Origin of the sequence: Spiribacter roseus, assembly GCF_002813635.1 — a bacterium.
GTDB classification, from domain to species: Bacteria; Pseudomonadota; Gammaproteobacteria; order Nitrococcales; family Nitrococcaceae; genus Spiribacter; species Spiribacter roseus.
Genome location: NZ_CP016382.1, coordinates 1,815,674 through 1,840,658, shown reverse-complemented (window position 1 = coordinate 1,840,658; position 24,985 = coordinate 1,815,674). Strand labels below are relative to the sequence as shown.

The 24,985-nt window shown below is 67.9% G+C and carries 29 protein-coding genes; 4 read left to right on the top strand and 25 right to left on the bottom strand.

The genetic code is table 11. The features are described from left to right. Positions 1–3: 3 nt before the first annotated feature. Genes BBH56_RS09070 through BBH56_RS09055 form a run of 4 tightly spaced genes read left to right on the top strand, consistent with a single transcriptional unit; the run spans position 4 to position 1,770 of the window. Positions 4–195, top strand: a complete 192-nt coding sequence (locus BBH56_RS09070) for an oxidoreductase-like domain-containing protein (protein ID WP_110882269.1) — start codon at positions 4–6, stop codon at positions 193–195. Further along, entirely contained in the window at positions 192–698 is a 507-nt protein-coding gene (locus BBH56_RS09065) for a J domain-containing protein (protein WP_144346926.1), read from the top strand. The genes BBH56_RS09070 and BBH56_RS09065 overlap by 4 nt, the downstream gene beginning before the upstream one ends. After that, the gene (locus BBH56_RS09060) at positions 698–1,051 is read left to right on the top strand and encodes a CidA/LrgA family protein (protein ID WP_144346925.1); all 354 of its coding nucleotides are present in this window, start codon (positions 698–700) and stop codon (positions 1,049–1,051) included. The genes BBH56_RS09065 and BBH56_RS09060 overlap by 1 nt, the downstream gene beginning before the upstream one ends. Next, a complete protein-coding gene (locus BBH56_RS09055; RefSeq protein WP_148122625.1) occupies positions 1,051–1,770 on the top strand; it encodes an LrgB family protein in 720 nt (239 codons plus the stop codon). Before BBH56_RS09060 ends, BBH56_RS09055 begins: the two co-directional genes overlap by 1 nt. On the opposite strand, the gene BBH56_RS09050 is transcribed toward BBH56_RS09055, so the two are convergent. The 25 genes from BBH56_RS09050 to def form a co-directional block, all read right to left on the bottom strand. Beyond that, positions 1,756–2,340 carry a YceI family protein gene (locus BBH56_RS09050; RefSeq protein ID WP_110882265.1) on the bottom strand — a complete coding sequence of 195 codons (585 nt, stop codon included), beginning with the start codon at positions 2,338–2,340 and terminating at the stop codon, positions 1,756–1,758. The two genes, BBH56_RS09055 and BBH56_RS09050, sit on opposite strands and share 15 nt — an antisense overlap. After that, positions 2,337–2,912 (bottom strand): cytochrome b, encoded by a 576-nt coding sequence (locus BBH56_RS09045; RefSeq protein ID WP_110882264.1) that lies wholly within the window; start codon positions 2,910–2,912, stop codon positions 2,337–2,339. Before BBH56_RS09045 ends, BBH56_RS09050 begins: the two co-directional genes overlap by 4 nt. Before the next feature lie 31 nt (positions 2,913–2,943). Then, positions 2,944–3,699, bottom strand: coding sequence for a co-chaperone DjlA (djlA, locus tag BBH56_RS09040; protein ID WP_255425110.1), 756 nt, complete (start codon positions 3,697–3,699; stop codon positions 2,944–2,946). Positions 3,700–3,739: 40 nt separating this feature from the next. Then, positions 3,740–5,161: a dihydrolipoyl dehydrogenase gene (gene lpdA, locus BBH56_RS09035; RefSeq protein WP_148122624.1), complete on the bottom strand. Its 1,422-nt coding sequence runs from the start codon at positions 5,159–5,161 to the stop codon at positions 3,740–3,742. A 23-nt stretch (positions 5,162–5,184) separates the two neighbouring features. Beyond that, a complete protein-coding gene (gene odhB, locus BBH56_RS09030; protein ID WP_110882262.1) occupies positions 5,185–6,486 on the bottom strand; it encodes a 2-oxoglutarate dehydrogenase complex dihydrolipoyllysine-residue succinyltransferase in 1,302 nt (433 codons plus the stop codon). Between the two features lie 18 nt (positions 6,487–6,504). Next, the gene (locus tag BBH56_RS09025) at positions 6,505–9,342 is read right to left on the bottom strand and encodes a 2-oxoglutarate dehydrogenase E1 component (protein ID WP_148122623.1); all 2,838 of its coding nucleotides are present in this window, start codon (positions 9,340–9,342) and stop codon (positions 6,505–6,507) included. 191 nt (positions 9,343–9,533) lie between these two features. Continuing rightward, positions 9,534–10,313, bottom strand: a complete 780-nt coding sequence (gene tatC, locus BBH56_RS09020) for a twin-arginine translocase subunit TatC (protein ID WP_148122622.1) — start codon at positions 10,311–10,313, stop codon at positions 9,534–9,536. Continuing rightward, on the bottom strand, positions 10,310–10,624 hold the full coding sequence (gene tatB, locus BBH56_RS09015; RefSeq protein ID WP_148122621.1) for a Sec-independent protein translocase protein TatB: 315 nt from the start codon (positions 10,622–10,624) through the stop codon (positions 10,310–10,312). Before tatB ends, tatC begins: the two co-directional genes overlap by 4 nt. A 19-nt stretch (positions 10,625–10,643) precedes the next feature. Continuing rightward, entirely contained in the window at positions 10,644–10,928 is a 285-nt protein-coding gene (tatA, locus tag BBH56_RS09010; RefSeq protein ID WP_110882258.1) for a twin-arginine translocase TatA/TatE family subunit, read from the bottom strand. 32 nt (positions 10,929–10,960) lie between these two features. Then, positions 10,961–11,290, bottom strand: a complete 330-nt coding sequence (locus BBH56_RS09005) for a phosphoribosyl-ATP diphosphatase (RefSeq protein WP_110882257.1) — start codon at positions 11,288–11,290, stop codon at positions 10,961–10,963. Continuing rightward, the gene (gene hisI, locus BBH56_RS09000) at positions 11,283–11,678 is read right to left on the bottom strand and encodes a phosphoribosyl-AMP cyclohydrolase (RefSeq protein WP_144346920.1); all 396 of its coding nucleotides are present in this window, start codon (positions 11,676–11,678) and stop codon (positions 11,283–11,285) included. Before hisI ends, BBH56_RS09005 begins: the two co-directional genes overlap by 8 nt. Continuing rightward, positions 11,678–12,448: an imidazole glycerol phosphate synthase subunit HisF gene (hisF, locus tag BBH56_RS08995; RefSeq protein WP_110882255.1), complete on the bottom strand. Its 771-nt coding sequence runs from the start codon at positions 12,446–12,448 to the stop codon at positions 11,678–11,680. Before hisF ends, hisI begins: the two co-directional genes overlap by 1 nt. A 2-nt stretch (positions 12,449–12,450) precedes the next feature. Continuing rightward, on the bottom strand, positions 12,451–13,194 hold the full coding sequence (gene hisA / locus BBH56_RS08990) for a 1-(5-phosphoribosyl)-5-[(5-phosphoribosylamino)methylideneamino]imidazole-4-carboxamide isomerase (RefSeq protein WP_144346919.1): 744 nt from the start codon (positions 13,192–13,194) through the stop codon (positions 12,451–12,453). Next, positions 13,185–13,820, bottom strand: coding sequence for an imidazole glycerol phosphate synthase subunit HisH (gene hisH / locus BBH56_RS08985; RefSeq protein ID WP_370456318.1), 636 nt, complete (start codon positions 13,818–13,820; stop codon positions 13,185–13,187). Before hisH ends, hisA begins: the two co-directional genes overlap by 10 nt. Further along, a complete protein-coding gene (gene hisB, locus BBH56_RS08980; RefSeq protein ID WP_148122620.1) occupies positions 13,817–14,410 on the bottom strand; it encodes an imidazoleglycerol-phosphate dehydratase HisB in 594 nt (197 codons plus the stop codon). The genes hisH and hisB overlap by 4 nt, the downstream gene beginning before the upstream one ends. Positions 14,411–14,460: 50 nt before the next feature. Then, positions 14,461–14,913, bottom strand: coding sequence for a D-aminoacyl-tRNA deacylase (gene dtd / locus BBH56_RS08975; RefSeq protein ID WP_148122619.1), 453 nt, complete (start codon positions 14,911–14,913; stop codon positions 14,461–14,463). After that, positions 14,910–15,221, bottom strand: coding sequence for a tetratricopeptide repeat protein (locus tag BBH56_RS08970; protein ID WP_110882251.1), 312 nt, complete (start codon positions 15,219–15,221; stop codon positions 14,910–14,912). Before BBH56_RS08970 ends, dtd begins: the two co-directional genes overlap by 4 nt. Positions 15,222–15,246: 25 nt before the next feature. Continuing rightward, positions 15,247–16,704 carry a TrkH family potassium uptake protein gene (locus tag BBH56_RS08965; RefSeq protein WP_144346916.1) on the bottom strand — a complete coding sequence of 486 codons (1,458 nt, stop codon included), beginning with the start codon at positions 16,702–16,704 and terminating at the stop codon, positions 15,247–15,249. Positions 16,705–16,718: 14 nt separating this feature from the next. Continuing rightward, on the bottom strand, positions 16,719–18,095 hold the full coding sequence (trkA, locus tag BBH56_RS08960; protein ID WP_148122618.1) for a Trk system potassium transporter TrkA: 1,377 nt from the start codon (positions 18,093–18,095) through the stop codon (positions 16,719–16,721). Beyond that, complete coding sequence (locus tag BBH56_RS08955) at positions 18,092–19,471, bottom strand: sigma-54-dependent transcriptional regulator (RefSeq protein WP_144346914.1); 1,380 nt, start codon at positions 19,469–19,471, stop codon at positions 18,092–18,094. The genes trkA and BBH56_RS08955 overlap by 4 nt, the downstream gene beginning before the upstream one ends. Then, complete coding sequence (locus tag BBH56_RS08950) at positions 19,468–21,624, bottom strand: sensor histidine kinase NtrY-like (RefSeq protein ID WP_148122617.1); 2,157 nt, start codon at positions 21,622–21,624, stop codon at positions 19,468–19,470. Before BBH56_RS08950 ends, BBH56_RS08955 begins: the two co-directional genes overlap by 4 nt. Continuing rightward, entirely contained in the window at positions 21,621–22,196 is a 576-nt protein-coding gene (locus BBH56_RS08945; protein WP_157809145.1) for a DUF4390 domain-containing protein, read from the bottom strand. The genes BBH56_RS08950 and BBH56_RS08945 overlap by 4 nt, the downstream gene beginning before the upstream one ends. Continuing rightward, positions 22,174–23,484 (bottom strand): 16S rRNA (cytosine(967)-C(5))-methyltransferase RsmB, encoded by a 1,311-nt coding sequence (rsmB, locus tag BBH56_RS08940; RefSeq protein ID WP_148122615.1) that lies wholly within the window; start codon positions 23,482–23,484, stop codon positions 22,174–22,176. The genes BBH56_RS08945 and rsmB overlap by 23 nt, the downstream gene beginning before the upstream one ends. Beyond that, positions 23,462–24,418 (bottom strand): methionyl-tRNA formyltransferase, encoded by a 957-nt coding sequence (fmt, locus tag BBH56_RS08935; RefSeq protein WP_268815702.1) that lies wholly within the window; start codon positions 24,416–24,418, stop codon positions 23,462–23,464. Before fmt ends, rsmB begins: the two co-directional genes overlap by 23 nt. Continuing rightward, positions 24,418–24,951, bottom strand: coding sequence for a peptide deformylase (gene def, locus BBH56_RS08930; protein WP_148122613.1), 534 nt, complete (start codon positions 24,949–24,951; stop codon positions 24,418–24,420). The genes fmt and def overlap by 1 nt, the downstream gene beginning before the upstream one ends. Positions 24,952–24,985: the final 34 nt, after the last annotated feature.

Genomic DNA, 24,985 nt, shown 5'->3' with positions numbered 1-24,985 from the left:
ACGATGTCCGAGCGCCAACCCCTGCCACCGCCGCCCCGCGAGCCGGATCTGGACGAGTGCTGCGGTAGCGGCTGCGACCCCTGTGTGTTCGACCTCTATGATCAGCGTGTCGAGCGCTGGCGCGATCGCTGCGCGGCCATTGAAGCCGCCAACCGCGAGGCCGGCTTCGGGCCGCGGGAGGACGCCGAGCGATGATGCGTCTGGTAAGCCTGGCGCTGATCATTGCCGCGCTGGCGTTCCTGCTCTCGCCACGCCTGCGGCGCAGGGCCCGGGCACGGGCGCCGATGTTCATCCTGGGGGCGGTTGCACTGACCGCCATCGGGCTGGCCATCACCGGGCGGCTGAACTGGATATTCGCGGCGATCAGCGCCGCCCTGCCGGCCATCTGGCGGTTCGCGCCGCTGCTCCGGTTTCTGCCGGTGATCGCCCGGCTCACCGGCCGCGGTCGCGACGCCGGTGCCAGCCCCCGCGGCGATGACCCGGCGGCGGGCAATGCGCCGCCGCCGCGGCGCGATGGCCGCATGAGCCGGCAGGAGGCCGCGGACATGCTGGGAGTCGAAACGGATGCCGACCGCGACAGCGTCATGGCCGCCCACCGGCGGCTGATCCAGCGCTTGCATCCGGATCGCGGCGGTACCGACTATCTGGCCTCGCGTCTCAATGAAGCGCGCGACGTGCTGCTGGAGGTGCAACGCTGATGGCGGGCATGATCGCGCTGATTCTGGCGCTGCAGCTCATCGGCGAGGCACTGGTGCGCCTGACCGGCGCGCCGGTTCCCGGTCCGGTGGTGGGGATGCTGCTGCTGGTGGCCCTGCTGGTGGTGCGCGGCGGCCCGCCGCCGGCGCTGTCACGCCTGGCCGAGACCCTGCTGGGCCATCTCTCACTGCTGTTCATTCCCGCGGGCGTGGGGGTGATCAGCTACCTGGGGCTGCTGGCCGATCGGTGGCTGGCGGTGACCGTGACCGTCATTGCCAGCACGCTGATCAGTCTGCTGGCGACGGCACTGACCCTGCGTTTTCTGCTCAACCGCGGCCCCGAGGATCCTTCCTGATGGCGGGGCTGTTCGAGATCTGGGTCTATCTGGCCGAACAGCCGCTGCTGTGGCTGACCATCACGGTCGGCACCTACGCGCTGGCCCAGTGGCTGTTCATGCGGGCGCGGCGTTTTCCCCTGCTCAATCCCGTACTGGTGGCGGTGACCCTGACCGTCCTGCTGCTGCTGGCCACCGGTACGGGCTATGACACCTACTTTGAGGGCGCCCAGTTCGTCCACTTTCTGCTGGGACCGGCCACGGTGCTGCTCGCCCTACCGCTCTACCAGCAGCTGCAGCGCCTGCAGCGCCAGTGGCTGCCGCTGGGCATCGCGCTGCTGGTGGGATCGATCACCGCCATTGCCAGTGCGGTCGGCATCGGCCATGCCCTGGGGCTGACCCCCTCAACGCTGCTCTCGCTGATGCCCAAGTCGGCCACCACGCCGATCGCCATCGGCGTTGCCGAAAAGCTGGGCGGCGAGGCCTCTCTGACTGCGGTGTTCGTGATCATGGCGGGCATCGCGGGGGCGGTCATCGGCATCCCGCTGATGCGCCTGCTGGGCGAGCGTGATGCCGCGGTCAAGGGCTTTGCCATGGGCGTTGCCGGGCATGGCATCGCCACCGCCCGGGCGTTTCAGCACAGCGATCAGGCCGGTGCCTACGCCGGGCTGGGGATGGGCGTCAATGCCACGCTGACGGCGCTGCTCGCGCCACTGGTGGCCTGGCTAATCGGCCTTTGACAGGGTCAGGTCGACCACCACGCGGACATCGTGGCCGGCCACTGAAGGATCGCTCCAGTCGCCCTGTCCCACGCCGTAGCGCGTGCGATCAATGACCACCGCGCCGTCCATCATGGCGCGGTCCCCGTCCACCTGCCAGGTGAACGGCAGGGTGACCGGGTGGCTGTTGCCGCGGATGGTCAGCGTGCCCTCGGCGGCGTAGCCGTCCTCCGTGGCGCGGATGGTGTCGGCCACGTAGGTCGCTTCGCCAAAGGCATCGACATTGAACCAGTCGTCGTTCGGAAGGGCCGAGTCGCGCTGCGAACTGCCGGTCTCGACGCTGGCGGTATCGATGCGCACATCGAAGCCGCTTGCCGCGAGATCATCCGCTGAAAAGCGCATGTCGGCGCTGAACGACTCGAAGCGTCCCTCGAACTCGCCCCCCTGCTGGGTGGCCTCGAATCCGAGCCGGCTGTCGTCGTGGATGATCGACCACTCGGTGGCGGCCGTCGCCGGGCCACTGGCAAGGCCGGCGGCACCCAGGGCCAACAGCAGTCCACGGCGCAGGCGATCCGCGCGGGCATTCATCATGATCGGCTCCTGTCGTCTGAGGCATGCCGCACCGGCAGCATGCGTCGGAGAATGTTGTCGCGCAGCACGAAGTGGTGGCGCAGGGCACCGCCAATGTGCGCGGTGAGCACCGCGACGAATCCCCAGAAAAAGGCCAGATGCAGGTTACTGGCCAGATCACCCAGCGACTCACTGGCCGGGGTCAGGTTGGGGATCTGGACGAGCCCGAACACATTCAGCGGGAAATTCGCGGCGGAGTTGATGACATAGCCCGATAGCGGCATCAGCAGCATCAGCGCATAGAGCGCGCGGTGCCCGGCCTTGGCCAGCCAGCGTTCATGCCGCGGCAGGCTGTCCGGCAGCGGCGGGGTCACGTTGATCCAGCGCCACACCAGCCGCAGCGCGACCAGCGCCAGCAGAGTGATGCCCAGGCTTTTATGGAGGGCGTATAACCGGAACTGCGCCGAGCCGGCGGGCATGTTGACCATCACCCAGCCAAGCACCATCGAGGTGGCGATGCCGGCGGCCATCAGCCAGTGCAGCAGCTGCGCGCCCGCGCCCCAGAACCGGGTCGTGTTGCGTATCGCGATCATGCCTTACAGACCACGGCCACCGCGCTCGGGTTCAGCGCATGCCCCGAGCGGTCTTGATGGTGTCATAGGCCTTCTGGATATCCTGGGCCCGTTCCTTGGCGATGCGCATCATCTCCTCGGGCAGCCCCTTGGCGACCAGCTTGTCGGGATGGTGCTCGCTCATGAGCTTGCGCCAGGCCTTCTTGACCTCGGCATCGCTGGCGTCGGCGGAAACCCCCAGAGTGTCATAGGCCGCCTCCAGCTCGGACTCGCTGCCGGTCTGATTGCTGGCGTGCCCGCCCATCATGGTCTCGAGGCGGGCGAAGTCTTCCTCCGACAGGCCCAGGCCCAGGGCAATGCGCCGCAGCATGTCGCGCTCGGCGTCATCGAAGCTGCCGTCCGCCAGGGCCGCCTGGATCTGGATTTCAAGGAATACCCGGACCAGCTGGACGTGGCCCCGGCAGTAGCGGCGGAACTCCTCGAGCGTCTGATCCAGATCGGCTTCGCCGTCGCGGCCGGCACTGAAGTAGCTGATGGCCTCTTCGCGCTGGGTGGGGTTGAGGTCCATCCGCGTCATCACCTGCTCGGCGATGCGGATCTCGGCCTGACTGACCCGGCCATCGGCCTTGCAGACATGGCCCATGACCACGAAGACGCTGCGGAAAAACGCCGCATGCACCATCTGCCGATGGCCGGCGCCGCCAGCGGCCTTGCGGGCCAGTCCCCGGTCAAAGAAATTGCCGATGACCAGACCGATCAGAGCGCCGACCCAGCCACCGGCCAATCCCCCGAAGATGGCGCCGAGGATCTTCCCGATCCAGATATTGGGTGTACTGATGACCGCCGCCCTAGTTCGCCTTGTGGATCGCGCGCTTATCCACCGCGAGGGCCGCCTCGTGGACCGCCTCGGACAGCGTCGGATGCGCATGAATGGTGCGGGCGAGGTCCTCGGCGCTGGCCTCGTACTCCATGGCCAGGGTGGCCTCCGCGATCAGCTCGCTGGTCTGCGGGCCCACCATGTGCACGCCCAGGATCCGGTCGGTTTCGGCATGGGCGATGATCTTGACCATGCCGTCGGACTGATCCATGGCCCGGGCGCGGCCCGTGGCACCAAAGCCGAAGGTGCCGCTGCGATGGGGGATGCCCGCGGCCTTGAGCTGCGCCTCGGTGCGGCCCACCCAGGCGATCTCGGGGTCGGTGTAGATCACCCACGGGATGGTGTCGTAGTTGACATGTCCGGCATGGCCGGCCATGCGCTCGGCCACCATCACACCCTCTTCCGAGCCCTTGTGCGCCAGCATGGGCCCGCGCACCACATCGCCCACGGCGTAGACGCCGGGGATGTTGGTCTCGCAGTAGTCGTTGACGTGCACGAAGCCCCGCTCGTCGGTCAGCAGGTCGGCATCCTCCGAGGCGAGGCCGTCGGTATTCGGCCGGCGGCCCACCGAGACCACCAGGCGATCGACCTGCATGTGCTGTTTGCCGTCCTTATCCTCGTAGTGGACGCTGATGTTCTTGCCATCGCGCGTCTCGGTCACGCGGCAGCCCTGCCGGATCTCGAGCCCCTGCTTGGCGAACAGCTTCTTCGCCTCACGGGCCACCTGCTGATCCACCGGGGTGAGGAACGAGTCCTGTGCCTCGAGCAGCACCACCTTGGAGCCGAGCCGATTCCAGACGCTGCCCATCTCCAGGCCGATCACGCCGGCGCCGATCACGCCGAGGCGCTTGGGCACCTCCTGGAACTCCTGGGCACCGGTGGAGCTGACGATGCGATCGCCGGTGAGCGGCGCCGCCCCGATCTCAATGGGCCGCGACCCGGTGGCAAGGATGATGTTGTCGGCGGACAGGGTCTTTTCCTGGCCCTTGTGGGGCTTGAACGCCACCTGGCGGTCGGCCAGCAGCTTGCCATGGCCCTGCAGCCACTCGATGTCGTTGGCCTTGAACAGCTGCTTGATGCCGCCGGTCAGGTCGGCCACCACCTTGTCCTTGCGCTTGATCATCTGCGGCACGTCAAGGCTGACTCCGTCGACCTTGATGCCGTGCTGTCCCAGCTGCGACTGGACGCGATGATAGTGCTCGGACGAGTCGAGCAGCGCCTTGGAGGGGATGCAGCCGACATTCAGGCAGGTTCCGCCAAGGGACGGCTCGCCGTCCTTGCGCCGATACTCGTCGATCACGGCAACGCGCATGCCGAGCTGGGCGCAGCGGATGGCGCCCACATAGCCGGCGGGGCCGGCCCCGATGACGATGACGTCGTATGAATTCGTCATGATGACTCCCGAATTCGCTGGTATCAGACCTCGAGCAGCAGCCGTGCCGGGTCCTCAAGCATGTCCTTGATGGTGACGAGGAACTGGACCGCCTCCTTGCCATCGATGATGCGATGGTCGTAGGAGTGGGCCAGGTACATCATCGGCCGGACCACCACCTGACCATTCTCGGCCATGGGCCGTTCCTGGATCTTGTGCATGCCCATGATGCCGCTCTGCGGCGGATTGAGAATGGGCGTCGAGACCAGTGACCCGAAGATCCCGCCGTTGGTGATCGTGAACGTCCCGCCGGTCAGCTCCTCGATCTCGATCTTGCCCGCCTGCGCGCGCTGACCGAAGTCGGCGATGGTGGCCTCGATTTCGGCGAACGAGAGCTGATCGGCGTCACGCAGCACCGGCACCATCAGACCGCGCTCGGTGGACACGGCGATGCCGATGTCATAGTAGCCGTGGTAGAGGATGTCGGTGCCGTCGATGGAGGCGTTGACACTCGGGAAGCGCTTGAGCGCCTCGACCGCCGCCTTCACAAAGAACGACATGAAACCGAGCTTGGTGTCATGGGTCTTGACGAAGGCATCCTTGTGGCGGGCGCGCAGATCCATGACCGGCTGCATGTTGACCTCGTTGAAGGTGGTCAGCATGGCCGCGGTCTGCTGGGCCTGCACCAGGCGCTCGGCAATCCGCTGCCGCAGCCGGGTCATGGGCACCCGGCGCTCTTCGCGGTCACCGGTGGGCAGGCTGGCGGCGGGCGCCGGCGTCGATGCAGCCGGTGCGGCGGCTGGCGCGGCGGGCGCCGGTTCGCTGGAGGGGGCGGGCGCCGCTGCCGGCGCCGGGGCGGCCGCGCCGGAATCCCCTTCCCGAAGGGCCCGCAGGACATCCTCTTTGAGGATCCGGCCGTTGCGCCCGGTGGGCGTGATCGTCCGCGGATCCAGGTCGTTTTCCTCGACCAGGCTGCGCACCGCCGGGCTCAGCGCTGGGGCCTCGCCCGCCGCGGCGGCAGGGGCCGAGGCGGCGGGGGCCTCGTCGGCAGGCTCGGGCGCTGCGGCGGGCTTTTCCTCCGCCGGCGCTCCAGCAGCGGCGCCTCCGGTGCCCTCGCCCAGCACCGCCACCACTTCACCGGCGGTGACGGTCTCGCCCTCGGGCTTGAGGATTTCGCCCAGCACGCCGTCCTCGGGGGCCGGCACCTCGAGGACCACCTTATCGGTCTCAAGGTCGACAAGGTTCTCGTCGCGCTCCACCGCCTCGCCGGGTTGCTTGTGCCAGGTGACAACGGTGGCTTCGCTCACCGATTCCGGCAGCGCCGGTACTTTGACTTCGGTGCTCATCTACTCCTCGCTCTTGTTTTATCCGTGAACCTTGCCGAGCGCATCCGCCACCAGACGGCGCTGCTGTTCGAAATGCACCTTGGCGTAGCCGACCGCCGGCGAGGCCAGCGGATCGCGGCCCGCGTAGGTCAGCTTCTGATCGCGGGCGATGCACTGGGTCAGATGGTGATAGACCTGGTACCAGGCGCCCTGGTTCTTGGGCTCTTCCTGACACCAGACCACCGACTTCACCGTCTTGTAGCGCCGCTTCAGCAGCGCCGAGAGCTGCGCCTCGGGGAACGGGTAGAGCTGTTCGACGCGGATCAGCGCGACATCGCTGCGGCCCTGCTGGCGACGCTCCTCGAGCAGGTCGTAGTAGACCTTGCCGCTGCACAGCACCACCCGCTGGACGTTGCTCGGCCGCACCCCTTCGGTGTCGTCGATGACCACCTGGAAGTGGCCCCCTGAGAGGTCATCCAGCACCGACGTCGAGAGCTTGTGCCGGAGCAGGCTCTTGGGCGTCATCACCACCAGCGGCTTGCGCCAGTGGCGCAGCATCTGCCGGCGGATCATGTGGAAGAACTGGGCCGGCGTGGAAGGCACGCAGACCTGGATGTTCTGCTCGGCGCAGAGCTGGAGAAAACGCTCGATGCGGGCCGAGGAATGCTCCGGGCCCTGACCCTCGTAGCCATGCGGCAGGTAGAGCGTGAGCCCGCAGAGCCGCCCCCACTTGGTCTCGCCCGAGGCGATGAACTGATCGATCAGCACCTGCGCCCCGTTGCTGAAGTCGCCGAACTGCGCCTCCCAGATCACCATCGTGCGCGGATCGGCCGTGGCGTAACCGTACTCGAAGCCGAGCACCGCTTCCTCGGAGAGCAGCGAATCGATCACCACGAAGTCTTTGCGGTCGGCCGGGATGGTCTTGAGCGGCGTGTGGGTGGAGCCATCGGCGGCGTTATGCAGCACCGAGTTGCGATGGAAAAACGTCCCGCGCCCCGAGTCCTGGCCGGTCAGGCGCACGCAGTGCCCTTCCTCGAGCAGCCCGGCGTAGGCCATGGTCTCGGCGAATCCCCAGTCCATGGCCAGCGCGCCGGCGGCCATCTTGCGCCGGCTTTCCATGACCGTCGCCACCCGCGGGTTGAGCTCGAAGCCCTCGGGCAGCCACTGCAGCTTCTCTTGGAGTGCGCGGATCCGGTCCACCGACAGGGTGGTGTCCACCGGCTCATCCCAGCGGGCGTCAAAGTAGGGCGACCAGTCGACGGTGAACTCGTTGCCCTGCTCCTCGAGTGCGCCGGGCGCCACCACCTGCGCGGCATCCAGCGCATCGCGGTATTCCCGCTCCATGGCCTTGGCCCCATCGCGGTCGATGACGCCCTCGTCGGTGAGCTGATCGGCGTAGAGACTGCGCACCGACGGCCGCGCCTTGATCTTCTGGTACATCATCGGCTGGGTCGCCGATGGCTCGTCGGCCTCGTTATGGCCGTGGCGGCGGTAGCAGATCAGGTCGATGACCACATCCGAATGGAATTCCCGCCGGTAGTCCATCGCCAGCTGGGTCACGAACAGCACCGCCTCGGGATCGTCACCGTTGACGTGAAAGATCGGCGCCTGAACCATCTTGGCCACTTCGGTGCAGTAGAACGTCGAGCGCGTATCAAGCGGGTTCGATGTGGTGAAGCCGATCTGGTTGTTGATCACCAGATGCACGGTGCCCCCGGTGTAAAAGCCCCGGGCCTGCGACAGCTGCAGGGTTTCCATCACCACACCCTGACCGGCCATGGCCGCATCACCGTGGATGAGCACCGGCAGCACCGAGCGGCCATCCTCGTCATCGTGGCGATGCATGCGGGCGCGGGCCGACCCCTCGACCACCGGGTTGACGATCTCGAGATGCGAGGGGTTGAAGGCAAGGGCCAGATGCAGCGGTCCGCCGGGCGTGTCGATGTCCGAGGAATAGCCCATGTGGTATTTCACGTCGCCGGCGCTGGCATGCTCCGGGGCGTGCTCGCCCTCGAACTCGGCGAACAGCTCGGCCGGCGATTTGCCCATCAGGTTGATGAGCACGTTCAGGCGGCCGCGATGGGCCATGCCCAGAACCATTTCCTCGACCCCGTCACGGCCGCCGCGCTGGACGATTTCATCGAGGATCGGCAGCGTCGCTTCGCCGCCCTCCAGCGAGAAGCGCTTCTGGCCCACATACTTGCTGTTGAGATACTTCTCGATGCCCTCGGCGGCGGTCAGGCGATTGAGCAGGGCCTTTTTCTCGTCGGCGCTGAGGTGGGGCCGCGCCTGCGGCTTCTCGAGCCGCTCCTGGATCCAGCGCTTCTGCGCGGTATCCGTGATGTGCATGTACTCCGAGCCGATCTTGCCCGAGTAGACCCGCTTCACCAGATCGACGATCTCGCGCAGGGTCAGGCGATCGGGTGCGGCCAGCGAGCCGGTGTTGAAGGCGGTATCGAGATCGTCATCGGTCAGGCCGTGAAACCCCGGATCGAGGTCCGGCACCTGCGGGCGCTCGCGCAGGTGCAGGGGATCGGTGTCGGCGTGCTGATGGCCACGCACCCGGTAGGCATTGATCAGGCGCAGCACCGCGGCCTGCTTCTGCGCGGCCACGGCATCCATGCCCTCGCTGGCGATGCGCGCGCGGCCCCGGCGGCTGCTGCGGCCGATCTCTTCGAAGGCTTCGCGGATCGGGGTATGGGGCACGTCGCGGCGGCCGTCGGGATCCAGCGCCTCGAGGTCGCGGAAGTAGTCCCGCCAGCGCGGTTCGACCGCGTCGGGATCCTCGAGGTACTTCTCGTACAGTGCTTCGATGAAGTTGGCGTTGGCACCGTTGAGATAGGAGTGACTGAGCGACTGTTCGAAAGGACCACTCATGGCAGTTTACCTGGCATCTGCGGTGGGAAAGCCTGTTTCCGGCGTATGTGCAAGTTAACCCGCAGCCCCCTTAAACGCAACGCCAATGGGCATTTACGGGCGCCTGAAGGGAGCCGGAAAACCATCACTCCCTGCGGGCGTGGGCAAAACTGACCCCGAGGTCAGGTAATTACGCGGCGGGACACCGGGCATCATGCCCCGTCGTCTTCCCCGGCCGGGCGATCCGTTGCCGGTGCCTCGAACCAGCGCGAGAAAAAGATCCCCAGCTCGAACAGCAGCCAGACCGGGACCGCCAGCAGCACCTGCGAGATGATGTCCGGCGGCGTCAGCAGCATGCCCACGGTGAACGCCGCCACGATCACGAACGGGCGCTTGGCCGCCAGCGCCTGGCGCGTCGTGGCGCCGCTGCGGACCAGCAGGATGGTGGCGACGGGCACCTCGAAGGACGCCCCGAAGGCGAAGAACAGGGTCATGATGAACGACAGATACTCGCCGATATCGGTCATCATCGACACGCCATCCGGCGTCGCCGAGGCAAAGAACTGGAACACCAGCGGGAAGACCACGAAGTAGGCGAAGGCCATGCCCAGATAGAACAGCAGCACGCTGGAGATCACCAGCGGCCAGATCAGGCGCTTTTCGTGGCGGTAGAGCCCCGGCGCCACAAACGCCCAGAGCTGGTAGAGCAGGAACGGAACACTCAGGAAGAACGCGCCGGCAAGTGCGACCTTGAGCGGGATCAGGAACGGGGTGGCCACCTGGGTGGCGATCATTGAGGTGCCCGGCGGCAGCACCGCCATCAGCGGCTCGGCGAGCGCGCTGTAGAGTGGCTCGCGGAACGGGTAGACCGCCAGAAACAGCACCAGCACGCAGCCACCGGCGTACAGCAGCCGGGTGCGCAGCTCGAGCAGGTGGGTCAGCAGCGGGCGGTCGGGATCACCGGTGTTGGAGTCACTGGCCGGATCGCTCACCGGGATTCATCTCCCTTGTCTTTCTCGGCCGCGGACTCGTCTGACTCGCGGGTGGGGTCGACCTGACCCACCGTCTCGGTGACCTTGCGCTTGGCCTCGCTGGCTTCGCGATCCACGGCGCGACGTGTCTGCTGGACACCGTCGATGTTCACCTCGCGCTCGACCTCATCGCGGATCGACTGGAACGACGCCCGCGCACGCCCCGCCCACAACCCCAGTGTGCGCATGAGACGGGGCAGACGCTCGGGGCCGACAACCACCAGGGCGATCGCCCCGATGATCAGCAACTCCCAGAAGCTGACATCCAGCATGAACGCGTTCCTCCGGCGGTCAGGCGTTGCCGCCGGACGAGTCCTTTTCCTTGACCTGCTCGCGTCGGGCCGTCGAGGACGTGGCGTCGCTCTCGGCGTCGTTCTCCTCGAGGCTTTCCGGGTCTTCCTGACTGTCCTGGCCGTCCTTTGCCGCTTTTTCGCCATCACTCATGGCGCTCTTGAACCCCTTGAGCGCACCACCCAGATCGGTGCCGACGTTGCGCAGCTTCTTGGTGCCGAACAGCAACAGCACGATGACCAGTATCAATAAAAGAGACCAAGGACTGATTCCACCAGGACCCATAACGGATTACCTCCAGCGCGTGCCAACGGGCATTACTGCCCCTGTTTGTTCCGGGCCGCCTTCTCGGCGACGCCGGAGAGCCCGAAACGGCGCTCAAGCTCAGCAAGCACCGACCCGGAATCAAGCCCATGATGCGAGAGCATGACAAGGCTATGGAACCACAGATCGGCGGTTTCATAAACGATATCGTCACGCTCGCCGTTCTTTGACGCAACCACCGTCTCGGTGCATTCCTCGCCGAGCTTGCGAAGGATGCGATCAATGCCCCCCGCATGCAGCCCCGCCACGTAGGAACTCTCGGGATCGGCCTCGCGCCGCGCCGCCAGCACCGCGTCCAGGCGGCGCAGAATCTCGTCACTCATCGCTGCCCTCTCCATACATGTCAGCGGGATCACGCCGCACCGTATCGGTGATCCGCCAGCCGTCCGCCGCGAGCCGGCGGTAAAAGCAGCTCCGCCGCCCGGTGTGGCAGGCGACGCCACCGCGCTGCTCGACCTGCAGCAGCAGGGTGTCGCCATCGCAGTCAAGCTCAATCGCCCGCACCCGCTGGACGTTGCCCGAGGACTCGCCCTTGTGCCACGGCCGCTGCCGCGAGCGTGACCAGTACACCGCCTCGCCGGTGCGACGGGTGGTCTCGAGGGTCTGCGGGCTCATCCAGGCCATCATCAGCACACGGCCGTCATCGGCGTCCTGGGCAATCACCGGCACCAGGCCGTCGGCGTTCCAGGCGATCGCATCCAGCCAGTCCATCAGCGCACCTCGATCCCGGCCTCGGCCATGCAGGCCTTCGCCTCGGCAATGGTGTATTCCCCGAAATGGAAAATGCTGGCGGCCAGCACCGCATCGGCGTGCCCCTCGATGACCCCGTCCACCAGGTGCTGGAGGTTGCCGACCCCGCCGGAGGCGATCAGCGGCACGCCGGCCTGCTCGGAGATGGCGCGGTTGAGCGCATTGTCAAAGCCGATCCGGGTGCCATCCCGGTCCATGCTGGTGACCAGCAGCTCGCCGGCGCCGGCCGCGGCCATGCGCCGGGCCCAGTCGACGGCATCGAGCTCGGTCGGCTGGCGCCCGCCGTGGGTGAACACGCCCCAGCGCGGATCCCCGTCGGTGCCGCCCCGGCGCTTCGCATCGACGGCCACGACGATGCACTGCGAGCCGAACCGTGCCGCGGCCTCGCCCACCAGATCGGGGTCGCGGATCGCCGCGGTGTTGATCGAGACCTTGTCCGCCCCGGCATTGAGCATGCGGCGCACATCCGCCACCGAGCGGATCCCGCCCCCCACGGTCAGCGGGATGAACACCTCCGAGGCGACCGCCTCGACGGTATGGACCAGGGTGTCGCGCTGCTCGTGGCTGGCGGTGATGTCCAGAAAGGTCAGCTCATCGGCACCTGCGCGGTCATAGCGCCGGGCGATTTCCACCGGATCGCCGGCGTCGCGGATGTCCACGAACTGCACGCCCTTGACCACGCGGCCGGCGTTGATATCAAGGCAGGGAATGATGCGGCGCGCGACGCCCATGCTCAGCGCCCGCCCACCGTCTCGTCAGCCAGGCGCTGGGCCTCGGCCAGATCGATGCTGCCTTCATAGAGCGCCCGCCCCACGATGGCGCCACTGATCCCCGAGTCGGCCACCCGGCAGAGCTCGCGCACATCATCCAGCCCGGTGACACCGCCCGAGGCGATCACCGGGATGTCGATGGCGCGGGCCAGCTCGGCGGTGGCCTCGACATTGCTGCCGCGCATCATGCCGTCGCGGCCGATGTCGGTGAATACGATGGAATCGACACCGGCGTCTTCAAAACGCCGCGCCAGATCGCTGGCGGTGAGGGTCGAGACGCTCTCCCAGCCGTCGGTGGCGACGCGGCCCTCGCGGGCGTCAAGGCCCACCATGATGCGGCCGGGAAACTCCAGGCAGGCATCGTCGACAAAACTTGGCGTGCGCACCGCCTGGGTGCCGATGATCACGTAGTCCACACCGACATCCAGATAGGTCTGAATGACCTCGAAGCTGCGCAGACCGCCGCCGACCTGCACCTCGATACCGGGATGGGCCTCGGCGATGCGGCCGATCAGGTCGGCATTAACGGGGAAACCGGCGAGCGCTCCGTCCAGATCCACCAGATGCAGGCGCCGGGCGCCGGCCTCGACCCAGCGGTCGGCCACCGCCAGCGGGTCGTCCGAGAAGACCGTCTCATCCACCATGCGCCCCTGGCGCAGGCGCACACACTTGCCATCCTTGAGATCAATGGCGGGTATCAGCTGCATGGTTCTCCATCCCAGGCAAGAAAGTTCTCGAGCAGCCGCAGGCCGGGGGCCTGGCTTTTCTCCGGGTGAAACTGGGTCGCGAAGACATTGTCGGCGCCGATCGCCGCGGCGAACGGCCCACCATAGTCGCTGCGCCCCTGGACGATGGATGCGTCCGCGGGCTCCACGTAGTAGCTGTGCACAAAATAAAAGCGCGTCCCCGAGTCGATGCCGGCGAACAGCGGATGCGGCCGGATCTGCTCCAGTCGGTTCCAGCCCATGTGCGGAATCTTGAGCTGCGGATCAGCGCCGGTCAGGTGCCGGAAATGCCGCACCGTGCCCGCGAAATGGCCCAGCGCCTCGACGCCGTCGTTTTCCTCGCTGCGGCTCATCAGTGCCTGCATGCCCATGCAGATCCCCAGAAAAGGGCGATCGCGCATGACCCGTTCCAGCACGTCCACCAGCTCGTAGCGATGCAGCGCGCTCATGCAGTCACGCACCGCGCCCTGACCGGGAAACACCACCCGATCCGCCGCCTCGATGACGGCGGGGTCGTCACTGACCCGCACCTCGGCGGCGCCGACGTGGGTCAGCGCGCGCTCCACCGAGCGCAGGTTGCCCATGCCATAGTCGATGATCGCGATCACAGCGCGCCCTTCGTCGATGGCAGCTCGTTGCCGCTGCGCGGATCGCTGCTGCAGGCCATGCGCAGGGCCCGGCCGCCGGCCTTGAACAGTGTCTCGGCGACGTGGTGGGCGTTGTCCCCCTGCAGGCTGTCCATGTGCAGCGTCACCGCCGCCTGATTGGCGAAGCCCTGCCAGAATTCGCGCACCAGCTCGGTGTCAAAATCACCGACCCGGGCGGCGGGGAACGTCACCCGATAATACAGCCCCGGCCGGCCGGACAAATCCACGACCACGCGGGAGAGTGCCTCGTCGAGGGGGCAGAAGGCATGGCCATAACGGACGATGCCGCGCTTTTCCCCGACGGCGGCGGCAAATGCCTGGCCCAGGGCGATGCCGACATCCTCGACGGTGTGATGGGCATCGATGTGCAGATCGCCGGCCGCGTTCACCTCCAGATCGAACAGCCCGTGGCGGGCCAGCTGGTCGAGCATGTGGTCGAAAAAGCCCACGCCGGTCCGGCGTGTGCCCGCTCCGGAGCCGTCCAGATCAAGACTGACCCGGATGCGCGTCTCGAGCGTGTCGCGCTCGATGGTTGCCCTGCGTTCGCTCATGGGTGTGGCGCCTTGCAATGAATGCGGCGAAGGATAGCACGCCGCCGCGGTCACTTTGAGTCGGGCGGCACGCTCAGCCAGAAGGTCACCGGCCCGTCATTGCACAGGCTGACCTGCATGTCGGCACCGAACACGCCGGCCTCCACCCGGGGATGCCGTCGACGGGCTTCGTCCACCAGCTGATCAAAGCGCTGCGCGGCGGTCGCCGGCGGTGCCGCTGCGGAAAACCCCGGCCGCGTGCCCTGACGGGTATCCGCCACCAGGGTGAACTGCGGGACCAGCAGCAGGCCGCCACCGGTGTCGGTCAGGCTGCGGTTCATGCGCTCGCTGGCATCCGCGAACACCCGATAGGCCAGCAGCCGCTCGATGAGGCGCGCGCCACCCGCCGGCGTATCGCCCTGCTCCACGCCCACCAGCACCAGCAGCCCCGCGTCGATGGCCGCCACCGTCGCGTCGTCGACCCGGACCTCGGCCCGGACGACGCGCTGGAGCAGGCCGATCACTGCCCGTCCAGGCGTTTGAGGCGGACCTCGAGCTCCTTGACGATCTGCATGTCGCCCCGTCGGCGCGCCGCCTCCAGACCGCTGCGGAAGGTCTCGGCGGCGGCCTCACGCTCGCCGGCCTTCAACTGCAGCCGCCCCAGCGCCCGCCAGGCGGCCGAGTAATCGGGATCGAATTCGATGGCGCGCCGCAGATGGGCCTGGGCCGCCTGCGTGTCACCCTCGCGGGCCAGCGCCTCGCCCAGGGTCAGGCGCGGCATGGCCCCGTCGCGCCCGCCGTCGATCATCTTTTTCAGTGCCTCGATATCCATACCGGGCAGGCTACCAAGCCGGGCGTCAACGCCGCCAGAATGCCGGCGTAAAAAGCACCAGCAGGGTGAAGATCTCGAGCCGGCCCATGATCATCGCCACACACATGACCAGCTTGGGCCCCGCCCCCACGCCAGCGAAATTGGCGGCGACGTCTCCCAGCGCCGGGCCCAGGTTGGCAAGCCCCGAGGCCACCGCCGAGAAGGCCGTGATCTGATCAAGCCCCATGGCCAGCATGAGCAGCATCAGCAGGACGAACAGCAGGACATAGGCGGCAAAGAACCCCCATACCGCGTCGATGACCCGCTCGCTGACCGGCCGGTCGCCGATCTTGACCGGGATCTGCGCCTGGGGGTGGATCAGGCGCAGGATCTCGCGCCCGCCCTGGCGCCAGAGCAGCAGGATGCGCATTACCTTGAGACCGCCCGAGGTGGAGTTGGCACAGCCGCCGACCACCGCCACGAACAGCAGCAGCACCGGCAGGAAGGCCGGCCAGACATAATACGAGGCCGTGGTATACCCGGTGGTGGTGGCGAACGAGACCACCTGAAAGATGGCGTGATGCCAGGTCTCGTCCAGCAGCAGGCTGTGCGCGGCCTGATAGATCAGCAGTCCGCCCAGCACCAGCACCGTCACCAGGGCCAGCACGGTCAGAAAGGTCACCAGCTCGGGGTCGCTGCGCCAGGGCTCGGTGCTGCGGCGCCGCCAGGCCATGAAATGCAGGGAGTAGTTGAGCGCCGAGATGATCATGAACACCACCGCGATCATCTCGATCAGGGCACTGTCGAAATATCCCATGCTGGCGTCGTGGGTCGAGAAGCCGCCGGTGGCGATGGTGGTGAAGGCATGCATCACCGCATCAAACGGCCCCATGCCGGCCGCCCAGTAGGCCAGGGCGCAGGCCACCGTCAGCCCCAGATAGATGTACCACAGCGCCTTGGCGGTCTCGGCGATGCGCGGGGTCAGCTTGGCATCCTTGACCGGCCCCGGCAGCTCGGCGCGGTAGAGCTGCATGCCACCGATGCCCAGCATGGGCAGGATGGCCACGGCCAGCACGATGATCCCCATGCCGCCCAGCCACTGCAGCTGCTGGCGATAGTAGAGGATGGACACCGGCAGGGCGTCGAGCCCGGTCAGCGCCGTGGCGCCGGTGGTGGTGAGCCCCGAGACGCTCTCGAACAGGGCGTCGACGAAGGCCAGCGGGACCACGGTCTGGAGCGCCAGTGGCAGCGAACCGGCGGCGCCCAGCACCACCCAGAACATCGCCACCACAAAGAACCCGTCGCGGATGCGCAGCTCGCGGCGCGACTGGCGGACCGGCAGCCAGAGCAGCCCGCCCACGGCCAGCAGCAGGCCGGAGGTCAGGAAAAACGCCTCGGCCACCCCGTCGGCCGCGATCACGCTCACCAGGGCGGGCGGCAGCATCGTCACGCTGAACACCATCAGCAGGACACCCAGCACGCGTTGGACGGCATCGGGATGCATGAGCTCTCGGGTCCCTAAAGAAAGGTCACGCCCACCGAGAAGAGCTTTTCGACGTCTCGCAGCCGGCTCTTGTCGACGAGGAACAGGATGACGTGGTCTTCGGGTTCGATCACCGTATCGTGATGCGCCATGACCACCTCTTCGCCGCGCACGATGGCGCCAATGGTGGTGCCCCGCGGCAGGCGGATCTGATCGATGCGGCGGCCCACCACTTCGGAGCTGCCGGCATCGCCGTGGGCGATCGCCTCGATCGCCTCGGCGGCCCCGCGGCGCAGGCTGTGCACCGTGGCCACGTCACCGCGGCGGATATGCGCTAGCAGACTGCCAATGGTCGCCTGCTGCGGCGAGATCGCCACATCGATGTCGTCGCTGGACTGGATCAAATCAACGTAGGCGGCGCGGTTGATCAGCGCCATGACCGTGCGCGCGCCGCGCCGCTTGGCCAGCATGGCCGCCAGGATATTGGCCTCGTCATCGTTGGTCAGGGCGCAGAACACGTCGGTGTTCTCGATGTTCTCCTCGAGCAGCAGGTCCTCGTCGGCGGCATCCCCACGCAGCACGATGGTCTTTTTGAGGGTATCGGCGATCGCCCGGCAGCGTTGCGGATTATGCTCGATGATCTTGACCCGGTAGTGGGGCTCGAGGGACTGGGCAAGGCGCATGCCGATATTGCCGCCACCGGCCAGGGTGATGCGCTTGACCGGCTTGTCGAGCCGGCGCAGCTCGCTCATCACCGCGCGGATGTTCTTGCGGGCCGCCACGAAGAACACCTCGTCACCGGCTTCGATCACCGTCTCCCCCTCGGGGATAATGGCGCTGCCGCGGCGATAGATGGCCGCCACCCGGGTCTGCACGCCGGGGACGTGTTCACGCAGGGTGCGCAGTTCCTGGCCCACCAGCGGGCCCCCGTAGTAGGCGCGCACACCCACCAGGCGGACCCTGCCATCGGCAAAATCCATCACCTGCAGCGCGCCGGGATGCTCGATCAGCCGGCGCACGTACTGGGTGACCAGCTGCTCGGGGCTGATGAGCACATCGATGGGCAGGGCGTCGGGGGCAAAGATCTGCGGGTGCGAGAGATACTCCACGGCTCGCACCCGGGCGATCTTGCTGGGCGTGCGGAACAGCGTAGCGCAGATCTGGCAGGCCACCATGTTGGCCTCGTCCGAGTTGGTGACCGCGATCACCATGTCGGCGTCATCGACCCCGGCGCGCTCGAGTACCGCCGGGTAGGTGGCGTTGCCCGCGACCGTGCGCAGGTCGAGTCGATCCTGGAGTGCCTGCAGGATCTGGCCGTCGCGGTCGACCACGGTGATGTCGTTGTCTTCGCTGGTCAGGTTGGCGGCCACGGTACCGCCGACCTGGCCGGCTCCCAGAATGATGATCTTCATGCACGGCCTCCGCCGGATTCGCCGCCCTCGCGCGGGTCGATGCCCAGCGCGCGCAGCTTGCGATACAGATGCGTGCGCTCCATGCCCGCCAGACGCGCGAGCTGCGCGACACTGCCGTCGGCGCGCTGCAGCTGTCGCTGCAGGTAATCGCGCTCGAAGCGCTCACGGGCTTCGCGCAGCGGCAGCGCCAGCGCCTGCGGCCAGTCGCTGTCGCCACCGGCCGCGGCCGGACGCTCACTGAGGGCGGCCTCGACCTCGCCGACCTCAATGTCGATGCCGTCACCCAGCACCAGCAGCCGCTGTACCAGGTTATGCAACTCCTGGACATTGCCGGGCCAGTGATGATTTCGCAGCCGGTTCTGGGCCGCCACCGTGAAGCGACGGTAACCGAGCTGTTCCCGCTCGACCAGCCGGTCGACCTGAAAGACCACCAGCTCGGGGATGTCCTCGGCATGCTCGCGCAGCGGCGGGACGGTCAGCGGAATCACACTCAGCGCATAGGCCAGATCCGGCCGGAAGCGCCCGGCGTGGGCCTCGGCGGTCAGGTCGCGACGGCTGATGGCGATCATGCGCACATCCAGCGAAAGACGCTCCGAGCCGCCCACCCGCTGGAAACTGCCGGCATCAATGGCCGAGGCCAGCCGGGTCTGCGCCTCGGCGTCCAGGTCGGCGGCCCCGTCAAGGATCAACGTGCCCCCCGCCGCCGCTTCGAGGCGACCGGGGATGACCTGGTCGCCACGCACCTGGCCGAACAGCTCGTGGGCCGCCGACTGCCCGGCGATGGTGCCGGCGGCCACCTCCACCAGCGGCCCCGCACGGCGCTCGCTGAGGCTGTGGATATAGCGCCCCAGGCATTTCCGGCCGCTGCCGGGCTCGCCACTGATCAGCACCCAGCTGTCGGTGCCGGCAAGCCGCTCGGCCTGCTCGCGCAGATCGCGCATGGCACTGCTGCGTCCCACCGGCTCAACCACCGCGGCGGGCGCCCCGGCGGGGGCGGCGACGGCATCAGGGGCGTTCAGCGCCTGCTCCACCGTCGCCAGCAGCTTGCCCATGGACAGCGGCTTTTCGACAAAGTCCATGGCCCCGTGGCGGGTGGCCTCAACGGCGGTTTCCACCGTGCCATGCCCCGAGATCATCACCACGGGGAACGGGCAGACACCGCCCTGCGCCCACTCCCTGAGCAGCGAAATCCCATCATCGCCGGGCATCCAGATGTCCAGCAGCACCAGCTGCGGCGTCCGCTCCCGCAGGAGCGAGCGCGCCTGGTCGGCGCTTTCCGCCGTCGCCACCGCGTAGCCCTCGTCCTCGAGGATCTCGCGGACCAGCTCACGGATGTCCGGCTCGTCGTCGACGACCAGCACATAAGCCTTGCTCATTCTCCTTTCTCCCCGGTCGGCAGGCGCACTGACAAGCGTGCGCCGCCCTCGACATTGCGGGCACTGATGCTGCCATTGTGCTCCTCGACGATCTTTTTCACGATCGCCAGGCCCAGTCCCGAGCCCCGCGGCTTGGTGCTGACATAGGGCTCGAAGAGCTGATCGAGCATGGCGTCGGCAAACCCGGGCCCGTTATCCTCGATGTCCAGTTCGACACAGCCGGCGTGACGGCCAGTGCCGCGACGGGTCGAGACCACGATCTCGCAGGCGCCGCCATCATCGGCCTCGAGGGCATTGCGGATGAGGTTGTTGAGCAGCTGACGCAGCCGGCCGGCATCGGCTTCCAGCCCGGGCAGATGCTCATCCAGATCTGTGCGAATCGAGGCCTGCGCCGCCTGTCCGCGATAGAGTTCGGCCACCTCCTGCACCAGGGCGTTGAGGTCGACCCGCTGGAGCTCGAGCACCGGCGGTCGCGCATACTCGGAAAACGCCTGGACCATGTCTTTCATGGCCTCAACCTGATGGATGATGGTGTCGGTGGAGCGCTGCAGCAGGGCCGCTTCCTCACCGCTCAGGCGGTTGCCCACCTTGTGCTGGAGGCGCTCGGCGGACAGCTGGATGGGCGTCAGCGGATTGCGGATCTCGTGGGCCAGCCGGCGGGCGACTTCACCCCAGGCCGCGTCGCGCTGGGCCTGGATGAGCGTGGTCACGTCATCAAAAACGATCACCTCGCCGCCGCCTTCGGCCCCGCCCGGCAGCATCGCCCCGCTGCAGATCAGCGATCGACGCCCCTCGCGGGTGTCCAGGCTGAGCTCGGCCCGCCATTCGCCCTCGGCCCCGTGCGGATGGGCCTCGATCTGCTCGACGAACGGACTGAAGTCGGGGAAGCGCTCGACAAGCGCCGAGAGCGGCTGCCCGGTGGCCTCGTGCAGCGGCACCGATAGGATGTCCTCCGCCGCCTGGTTATAGGTGCGCAGGGTGCCGTCCCGACCCAGCGCCAGCACCCCCGAGGACAGACGCCCCAGCACGGTCTCGAGGTAGGCGCGCTGGGACTCGACCAGCGCCTGGCTCTGCCGCGCGGCATCGCGGACATCGGCCACCCGCCGGCTCATGTCATTGAACGAGCGCACCAGAAAGCCCAGCTCGTCGTTGCCCGCTGGAGGCAGCTGGGTCCCGTACTCGCCGGCGGCCATCGCCCGGGTGCCTTCGGCCAGACGACTGACCGGCGCGACCAGTCGCCGGGCCAGATAGAAGGCCGACCAGACGGCGAACAGCAGCGAAACCAGCAGCACCAGCGATAGCGTCAGAATGAAACTGTCCTTGAGCGGTCCGCGCAGATAGGCGAGCTCGCGATACTCGCTGAAAGCGGTTTCCACCTCGTCGGCCAGGTCGTTGATGCGCGGCGAGACCTGGAAAAGCCCCTGCAGGATGCGCGTATTGCCCGGTCCGTCCGGGCCCGGCGCACGCACCAGTGCGCGGATGTGCAGCCCGGCGTTCTCGATGGGATCAAGCCCCACATAGGGCCGGCCCTGGCGCAGCTGCAGGAGAATGCTCTCCTCGGGACGGTGGGGCAGGATGCTGTCGGTATCCATGCTGCTGGCGGCGATGATGCGCCCGTTCTCGCCGATCAGTGTCAGCTCCGAGGCGCCGGTGCGGGCGCGCAGGTCGCCCAGGGTGATGGGCGCCATGTCCGAGCTGACATCGGCCAGATCCCGGGCGGCCTCTTCAAGGCGCTGCTGCATGTCACGCATGCGCTGATCCAGCGACGCCTGGGAAAGCGCCAGTGCGTCCTCGAGGGCGTTTTCGACGCGCACGTCAAACCAGCTGTCCACACCGCGCTGCAGGAACTGCATCGAAAACCCGTAGACCACCAGCCCGGGCAGCACCGCCAGGACCACGAACAGCGCCATCAGCCGCAGGGTCAGGCGACTGCCGGTTTCCCGCGCCCGGAATGAGCGCACCAGCCGCTGCAGGTTGTTGATGATCAGCCCCGAGAGGACCACCAGCACCACGCCGTTGATCAGCAGCAGCCACAGGTACAGGCGCCCGAAGCGCGAGGAGTTCTCGGTCGCGGCGCTGAGCAGGTACAGCGACAGGATCAGCAGCACGCTGAGCAGGATGCGGACAATGGCCTGCCGCGGCAGCCCGCTCATGGCCGCACCTCAAGCGTCGCCGGCTCACTGCGCAGCTGCCAGTCATCGCTGGCCCAGGCCACCGTGCGCAGCAGCCGCGGCAGCGCCTCCACATCGAGCTCGGTCTCGAAGCGCAGTCGATAGGTCTGCTGGTCATCGAGGCGGTCGCGACCGATCACCGGCCAGGCCTCGATGGTGCCGAGCCGCGTCAGCAGCGCGTCGAGGCTGCGATAGCTGCGGCTCTCACCGCTGGCAAGGCGGTTGAGCACATAGCGACGGCTCATGGCGTGGTAGGCAAGCCGGTAGCGGCGCTGCTGGCTGACTACCTCCACGTCGCGCCACCACCAGCGCGGCCGCTCCAGGCTGAGCCGCTGGCTGATCACCAGATCGACGCCATTCTCCAGCGCCTCGGTCGCCGTCGCCGTCAGGGAATAGTCAATGCGCCCGTCCACCACCAGCAGCCCGTTGTCGAAGCGCTGCTCGAGGGCGGCGACACTGAAGCCCGCCGCCGGGGGGCTGTTGCCGGCCACGACCAGACACAGCAGCGCCGCCAGCGCGGCGATGCGGGGGTTAGCGCTTGTCCAGACAGGCATAGTAGAAGCCATCGACGCCGGCCTCGCCAGTCAGGATCTGATGTCCGTGGCCCACCGGTCGACCCACCGGCAGTACCGGTGGGACCACAGTGACATCATCCTGATCCGCGACGAAGGCCTCGACCACCGCTTCATTCTCGGCGCGCAGCACCGAGCAGGTGCAGTAGACCAGGCGGCCACCCGGCGCCACGCGCGGCCAGAGGGTGTCCAGCAGCGCGCGCTGACGCACGGCCAGATGCGCGATGTCGGCCTCGCGCCGCAGCCATTTGATGTCGGGATGCCGGCGGATGACGCCGGTGCCCGAACAGGGCGCATCAATGAGGATGCGATCGAAGCGCTCAGCCGCCGGCCACTGGCCGGGGTCCGAGGCATCCGCCACCCGCACCTCGGCACTCAGGCCAAGGCGGTCGAGGGTTTCGGTGACCCGCTGCAGGCGCTCGCCATCACTGTCCACCGCCAGCAGTGATGCCGCCGCGCGCTCGAGCACGTGGGCCGCCTTGCCGCCGGGTGCGGCGCAGGCATCGAGCACCCGATCGCCATCCGCGGCCCCCAGCAACGGCGCGGCCCACTGGGCCACGGCGTCCTGCACCGAGCAGTCGCCCTCGGCAAAGCCCGGCAGCGCGCTGACCGCCACCGCGTGATCGAGCACCAGGGCATCCTCGAAGCCGTCCAGGGGACGGGCGCCGATGCCCTCGGCGGCAAGCCGTCCGCGATAGGCCTCGCGGCTGCTGCGGCGCTGATTGACCCGCAGCGTCATGGGCGCCCGGGTATTCTGCGCCGCCAGCAGCGCCGGCCAGTCGTCGGGCCAGTCCCGGCGCAGGCGGGCCAGCAGCCAGTCCGGCACTGAAGCGCTGCGGCCGGGATCGGCGTCCACCGCCTGCAGGCAGGCCGCGCTGTCGCGCTGGAAACGTCGCAGGACGGCGTTGATCAGCTTCGCGGCCCAGGGCTTGCCGCGCCGCCGGGCCTCCGCGACGGTTTCCGAGACCGCCGCGTGGGCCGGCATGTCCATTTCGGTGAGCTGGAAAAAGCCGACCTCAAGGAGCAGCGCCATGTCCTGATCCCGCGACTTGAGCCGGCTGCGCAGAAAGTGATCCCGAATGGCACCCAGTCGGCGGTGATGCCGCAGCACCCCGTAGGCGATCGCCCGGCACAACGCAACATCCCGGGGATCATCGCCGCCCGGGCCGTGCTCGCTCAGGGCGCGATCCAGCGACCGCCCCCGGCCGAGCACCGCCAGCAGGACCTCGACGGCGGCCCCGCGCGGATCAGTGGAGGGTTTCGCCGACATGCACTGGGTGCCCCCGAAGGAATTCCGCCACTGGCTGAGCCCGGCCACCGGCCGCCTGCACCCGCTGCAGCCGCAGCAGGCCCTCGCCGGTCTGCACATCGATCCCGTCGGCGCCGACGGCGACAATGGTGCCGGGCGCGGCTGTCGCCCCATCGCCCGGCAGCGCCACTGACTGCCAGACCCGCAGCCGGGCATCGCCCCAGGCGCAGCGGGCCACCGGCCAGGCATTGAACGCCCGCACCCGGCGGGCCGTCTCGAGCGCCGGGCGCTGCCAGTCGATCCAGGCCTCGTCAGCGCTGATCCGGGCGGCGTATGTCACGCCATCTTCCGGCTGCGGATGGGCGGGTCGACGACCATCCAGCCAGTCATCCAGGCACTCCAGAAGCAGCTGCGCCCCCAGATCGGCCAGCCGGTCATGCAACTGCGCGGCGTTGTCGTCCGCGGTGATGGGCGTCGACCGCGCCGCGATCACCGGCCCGGTATCCAGGCCCGCCGCCATCTCCATCAGGCAGACGCCGGTTTCCGGGTCGCCGGCCTCGATGGCCCGCTGGATGGGCGCCGCCCCCCGCCAGCGCGGCAGCAGCGAGGCATGGATGTTCACACAGCCATTGGTCGGGATGTTCAGCACGGAAGTCGGCAGGATCAGGCCATAGGCCGCCACGATCATGACATCGGGCTGGTGGTGGGCGAGCCGGGCCCGGGCGTCGGCATTGTCCAGGCGTTCCGGCTGCTCAACGCTCAGACCGTGCTCGAGGGCGGCCGTCTTGACGGCTGAGGGTCGCGGCCGGCGCCCGCGGCCGGCCGGCCGGTCGGGCTGGGTGTACACCGCGGCGATGGGATAGCCCGCCGCCACCAGCGCCTCGAGGGCGGGCACCGCAAAGTCGGGCGTCCCCGCATAGACAATGCGGGGCGGCGTCCTTTCGCCGGCGCCGATCAGACCGATCCCGTCCGGGCCGACGCATCACCGCGCTGCCGGGCGGCCTTTTCAAACCGCCGGCGCAGGCGCTTGCGCTTGAGCTCGGAGAGGTGATCGATGAAAAGCCGGCCGTCGATGTGGTCGATCTCATGCTGCAGACAGCGCGCCATCATGCCCTCGGCCTGACACTCGAAGGCCTCGCCGTCCAGCCCCAGGGCGCGCACGGTCACCGCCTCGACCCGTTCGACGTTGTCGGTATAGCCGGCGATGGACAGACAGCCCTCTTCGACGCTGTCGCGGGTCTCGCCGCGCGCGGTGATCTCGGGGTTGATGAACACCTGCGGTGCGTCGCCGCTTTCACTGACATCGACCACGACAACGCGCTGGTGGACGTTGACCTGCGTGGCCGCCAGACCAATCCCGGCGGCGTCGTACATGGTCTCGATCATATCGCGCACCAGGGCATGCACCTCGGCGTCGATCCGCTCGACCGGCGCGGCCCGGCGGCGCAGCCTTTCATCGGGGTACTGGAGGATTTCGCGTATGGCCATGAGACTATCCGTTTGAAGCACTACCGTTCAGTGT

Coding starts and splice junctions, on each gene's coding strand:
- BBH56_RS08950 (WP_148122617.1), bottom strand. CDS start 21,624: ATGAGCGGGCTGCCGCGGCAGGCCATTGTCCGCATCCTGCTCAGCGTG.
- hisB (WP_148122620.1), bottom strand. CDS start 14,410: ATGAGCGAACGCAGGGCAACCATCGAGCGCGACACGCTCGAGACGCGC.
- rsmB (WP_148122615.1), bottom strand. CDS start 23,484: ATGTCGGCGAAACCCTCCACTGATCCGCGCGGGGCCGCCGTCGAGGTC.
- hisI (WP_144346920.1), bottom strand. CDS start 11,678: ATGGACTGGCTGGATGCGATCGCCTGGAACGCCGACGGCCTGGTGCCG.
- BBH56_RS09050 (WP_110882265.1), bottom strand. CDS start 2,340: ATGATGAATGCCCGCGCGGATCGCCTGCGCCGTGGACTGCTGTTGGCC.
- BBH56_RS08970 (WP_110882251.1), bottom strand. CDS start 15,221: ATGGATATCGAGGCACTGAAAAAGATGATCGACGGCGGGCGCGACGGG.
- tatB (WP_148122621.1), bottom strand. CDS start 10,624: ATGCTGGATGTCAGCTTCTGGGAGTTGCTGATCATCGGGGCGATCGCC.
- BBH56_RS08965 (WP_144346916.1), bottom strand. CDS start 16,704: ATGCATCCCGATGCCGTCCAACGCGTGCTGGGTGTCCTGCTGATGGTG.
- lpdA (WP_148122624.1), bottom strand. CDS start 5,161: ATGACGAATTCATACGACGTCATCGTCATCGGGGCCGGCCCCGCCGGC.
- BBH56_RS09025 (WP_148122623.1), bottom strand. CDS start 9,342: ATGAGTGGTCCTTTCGAACAGTCGCTCAGTCACTCCTATCTCAACGGT.
- hisA (WP_144346919.1), bottom strand. CDS start 13,194: ATGCAGCTGATACCCGCCATTGATCTCAAGGATGGCAAGTGTGTGCGC.
- tatA (WP_110882258.1), bottom strand. CDS start 10,928: ATGGGTCCTGGTGGAATCAGTCCTTGGTCTCTTTTATTGATACTGGTC.
- BBH56_RS09045 (WP_110882264.1), bottom strand. CDS start 2,912: ATGATCGCGATACGCAACACGACCCGGTTCTGGGGCGCGGGCGCGCAG.
- odhB (WP_110882262.1), bottom strand. CDS start 6,486: ATGAGCACCGAAGTCAAAGTACCGGCGCTGCCGGAATCGGTGAGCGAA.
- BBH56_RS09070 (WP_110882269.1), top strand. CDS start 4: ATGTCCGAGCGCCAACCCCTGCCACCGCCGCCCCGCGAGCCGGATCTG.
- hisF (WP_110882255.1), bottom strand. CDS start 12,448: ATGGGCGTCGCGCGCCGCATCATTCCCTGCCTTGATATCAACGCCGGC.
- BBH56_RS09055 (WP_148122625.1), top strand. CDS start 1,051: ATGGCGGGGCTGTTCGAGATCTGGGTCTATCTGGCCGAACAGCCGCTG.
- BBH56_RS09005 (WP_110882257.1), bottom strand. CDS start 11,290: ATGAGTGACGAGATTCTGCGCCGCCTGGACGCGGTGCTGGCGGCGCGG.
- BBH56_RS09065 (WP_144346926.1), top strand. CDS start 192: ATGATGCGTCTGGTAAGCCTGGCGCTGATCATTGCCGCGCTGGCGTTC.
- trkA (WP_148122618.1), bottom strand. CDS start 18,095: ATGAAGATCATCATTCTGGGAGCCGGCCAGGTCGGCGGTACCGTGGCC.
- BBH56_RS08955 (WP_144346914.1), bottom strand. CDS start 19,471: ATGAGCAAGGCTTATGTGCTGGTCGTCGACGACGAGCCGGACATCCGT.
- def (WP_148122613.1), bottom strand. CDS start 24,951: ATGGCCATACGCGAAATCCTCCAGTACCCCGATGAAAGGCTGCGCCGC.
- BBH56_RS08945 (WP_157809145.1), bottom strand. CDS start 22,196: ATGCCTGTCTGGACAAGCGCTAACCCCCGCATCGCCGCGCTGGCGGCG.
- BBH56_RS09060 (WP_144346925.1), top strand. CDS start 698: ATGGCGGGCATGATCGCGCTGATTCTGGCGCTGCAGCTCATCGGCGAG.